Annotated in this window: 4 protein-coding genes; all 4 read right to left on the bottom strand. The window is 56.4% G+C overall.

The genetic code is table 11. The features are described 5' to 3' along the window. Nucleotides 1-150: 150 nt before the first annotated feature. Nucleotides 151-624: an isochorismatase family cysteine hydrolase gene (locus ACIONG_RS30130; RefSeq protein WP_339070877.1), complete on the bottom strand. Its 474-nt coding sequence runs from the start codon at nt 622-624 to the stop codon at nt 151-153. Between the two features lie 78 nt (nt 625-702). Next, the gene (gene tnpC, locus ACIONG_RS30125) at nt 703-2,250 is read right to left on the bottom strand and encodes an IS66 family transposase (protein ID WP_401304633.1); all 1,548 of its coding nucleotides are present in this window, start codon (nt 2,248-2,250) and stop codon (nt 703-705) included. 62 nt (nt 2,251-2,312) lie between these two features. Then, complete coding sequence (gene tnpB / locus ACIONG_RS30120; protein WP_401304630.1) at nt 2,313-2,648, bottom strand: IS66 family insertion sequence element accessory protein TnpB; 336 nt, start codon at nt 2,646-2,648, stop codon at nt 2,313-2,315. Next, complete coding sequence (gene tnpA / locus ACIONG_RS30115) at nt 2,645-2,962, bottom strand: IS66-like element accessory protein TnpA (protein ID WP_348134892.1); 318 nt, start codon at nt 2,960-2,962, stop codon at nt 2,645-2,647. The genes tnpB and tnpA overlap by 4 nt, the downstream gene beginning before the upstream one ends. Between the last annotated feature and the right edge of the window lie 102 nt (nt 2,963-3,064).

Below are 3,064 nucleotides of genomic sequence, written 5' to 3'. Positions count from 1 at the left end.
TGTAAGCGTCCGGCGAAGTCATCTTCTGATGGTAATGGTGTATACCCGCTTTAGTCTCTCAAACATGCCGTCATTACAATCATCGATACTGGTTTAAGGTGATGACCATTACGTATAGGACACGGCTATCCTTACGAGCTTTCTAACTCTCTACAGTCCCGCGACTACCTCAGCCACTGTAGTGACTTGGCGGAAGTGATGCGTCCATAGGTCGATGCCAAGTTGACCAGACCTATCTAGAGAAGAGCCCACCGTTAAATCGGTTACGAGCGTAGGAGTAAGGCCTGCGTCGAATAGTGCAAAGCCAGCTGCGAGCACGCAGGTCTCAGTCTGTATGCCACACACCAAGACCCTCTCAACGCCCAACTCTTTGATGTACTTGATCGTTTCGACGGTCTGCCCGTAGCCATGCTTTACGAAGACCCTGTCTGTCTCGACAAGGCTTTCGTCCTTGCTCGCAGGACTCCAGCCAAGCTGTCTTTGAAATGGAGTTACCTGTTCATCGTGAAGCTCAATAGACGCGATCGTAGGAATTTTTGCGGATAGAGCCCGTATTCCTTCGACTAGCCACTCAGGTGGGCTGAAGGTGGACTGAACATCGACAATGAGCAAAACCTGGCGCATGAGAGTCCCCTAAAACATTCTAAAGGCGCAAATTATATCAGCCTGGCTGAAAGCGTTCGGCAACTTACTCTACGCAAGTCAGGCTGGTACCCACTGATGCGGCTGCAATTTCCCGATCTCACTCGCACGTTGCGTCGGCAGTCGCGTCAGCACATCTTTGAGATAGGCATAAGGGTCATGCCCATTAATGCGCGCCGACTGGATCAAGCTCATGATCGCCGCAGCCCGTTTGCCGCTACGTAACGAGCCCGCAAACAGCCAGTTCGAGCGTCCAAGAGCCCAAGGTCGGATTTGGTTCTCACATTGATTGTTGTCTATCGGCACAGCGCCATCATCGGCATAACGAACCAATGCTGCCCAGCGCTTGATGCTGTAATCCAGAGCTTTGGCGATAGCCGATCCTTCGGGCACGAGATTGCGCTGGGCCAGCATCCAGATGTGCAGTGCGTTGAGAACGGGCACAGCTTTTTCCTGGCGTATTCGCCAGCGATCCACGTCGGTCATGTCCCGGGCTTGCCGTTCGATTTCGTACAACCCGCCGATTGAATGCAGTGCCTGTTCGGCCAGCTGGCTTTTATTCGTTGCGTGCAAATCGAAGAACTTACGGCGGGCGTGGGCCATGCAGCCGACTTCAGTGATGCCTTGCTGGAAGCTTGCTTTGTAGCCGGCGAAATCATCGCAAACCAGCTTGCCGTTCCATTGCCCAAGGAAGTTACGTGCGTGCTCACCCGCACGGCTCGGGCTGAAGTCATAAACCACTGCTTTAAGTGCCGAAAACGGCGTTGTGCAGTAGGCCCAGACATAAGCACGATGGGTTTTCTTTTCGCCCGGCGCGAGCATCTGCACCGGAGTTTCGTCAGCGTGAATCACGCCTTGGGCAAGTACCGCTTCGCGCAGCGCATCAACCAGGGGCTGGAGCTGCACACCGGTTTGGCCGACCCATTGCGCCAGTGTCGAGCGGGCGATAGCCAGGCCGGCGCGGCCAAAGATTTTCTCTTGTCGGTACAGCGGCAAATGGTCGGCGAATTTGGCCACCATCACGTGAGCCAACAGACCTGCGGTCGGGATGCCCTTGTCGATTACTTGGGCCGGCACCGGTGCCTGGATCAGTGTTTCGCACTGGCGGCAGGCCCATTTCCCACGCACGTGCTGCTCGACGGTGAACACGCCCGGCGTGTAATCCAGCTTCTCGCTGACGTCCTCGCCGATCCGCTGGAGCTGGCAGCCGCAGGGGCATTGGGTGTTGTCGGGTTCGTGATAAATCACGGTGCGCGGAAACTGCGCAGGCAAAGGAACACGCTTTGGTTGCTTGCGTGGTTCGGCCGGCGCAGCCGGCGGATTCAACGCTTTCAGCTCGGCTTCGATGGCCGCGATGTCGGTGTCGAGCAAGTCGTCGAGCAAACTACCTTGGTCGGGGCTCAATTGCTCACTGCGCTTGGCAAACTTGTTACGTTTGAACCATGCGATTTCGTGGGTGAGTTGCTCGATGATGGTTTGGTCGCGGTCGTTCTTCTTGCCCATCCTGTCGACTTGCTGCCCGAGAGAATCAACCTGCGACAACAACTGCGCAGCGAATGCGCGCAGTTGGTCGGGGGTCATCTGATCGAGGTTGGGCGTAGAAGTCATGCCCTGGATTTTACCAAAGCAGGTCGGCTGCGGCAGCAGGCTCAGGAGTTAATTACCGTCTTTTAAAGGATAGTAATAGCGCCGCCAGCTCCTACGCGCTGCCAAGGCAGGCCCAGCACCAAGGCTTGAAGTTGCTCGGTATCCAGCTCCATCTCGCAGCCTTGTCGAATGCCGGGCCAGTGAAACTTTCCTTGGTTCAATCGGCGAGCAGCCAGCCAGACTCCAAACCCGTCATGCACCAGCACTTTCATACGAGTGGCGCGGCGGTTGGCAAACAGATAAGCGCAGTGCGGCTTCGCCGCACCGAACACCGCGATCACCCTGGCCAGCGCAGTTTCAGTGCCGGCACGCATGTCCATAGGCTCCGTGGCAAGCCAGATGGCGTCGATGCGAATCATTGCGTGAGTCCACGGACAAAACGAGCGCAGCCTTCAGGATCAGACGTCGGCCATTTCACTGACATCGACTGCTCGCCAAATGGCAGCTCAATAATCGCCGACCCTTCTGCCTGCCGTTTGGGTGTAGCTCTCAACGGAACGAAAGCGGGCAACGCCGCTGGCGGCTGATCTCGGTAAAGCGGTAGCCACTTGCGGATCACGTTGGCGTTGATGCCGTGGCTGATGGCAACACTGGATAGGGTTGCGCCCGGTTGCAGGCATTCCTGAACAACCTGGGCCTTGAAGAGTTTCGGGTAAGAGCTTCGTTGGCGCATGGAAATCCTGACGTTAAGGGCGATCGCGTCCGCTTAAAAATACGCGGACACCATCGCCCTTAATGCTGGAGTTCGGAAGGTGACTTCCCCAGCCGCTTACAT

The sequence above is a fragment of the Pseudomonas sp. NPDC087817 genome, assembly GCF_044742875.1.
Taxonomy (GTDB): domain Bacteria; phylum Pseudomonadota; class Gammaproteobacteria; order Pseudomonadales; family Pseudomonadaceae; genus Aquipseudomonas.
This window is presented reverse-complemented; position numbering and strand designations above follow the sequence as displayed.

What these genes read in the sequence shown, in the direction of transcription:
- ACIONG_RS30130 (WP_339070877.1), bottom strand. Translation starts at nt 624, where the DNA reads ATGCGCCAGGTTTTGCTCATTGTCGATGTTCAGTCCACCTTCAGCCCA.
- tnpC (WP_401304633.1), bottom strand. Translation starts at nt 2,250, where the DNA reads ATGACTTCTACGCCCAACCTCGATCAGATGACCCCCGACCAACTGCGC.
- tnpB (WP_401304630.1), bottom strand. Translation starts at nt 2,648, where the DNA reads ATGATTCGCATCGACGCCATCTGGCTTGCCACGGAGCCTATGGACATG.
- tnpA (WP_348134892.1), bottom strand. Translation starts at nt 2,962, where the DNA reads ATGCGCCAACGAAGCTCTTACCCGAAACTCTTCAAGGCCCAGGTTGTT.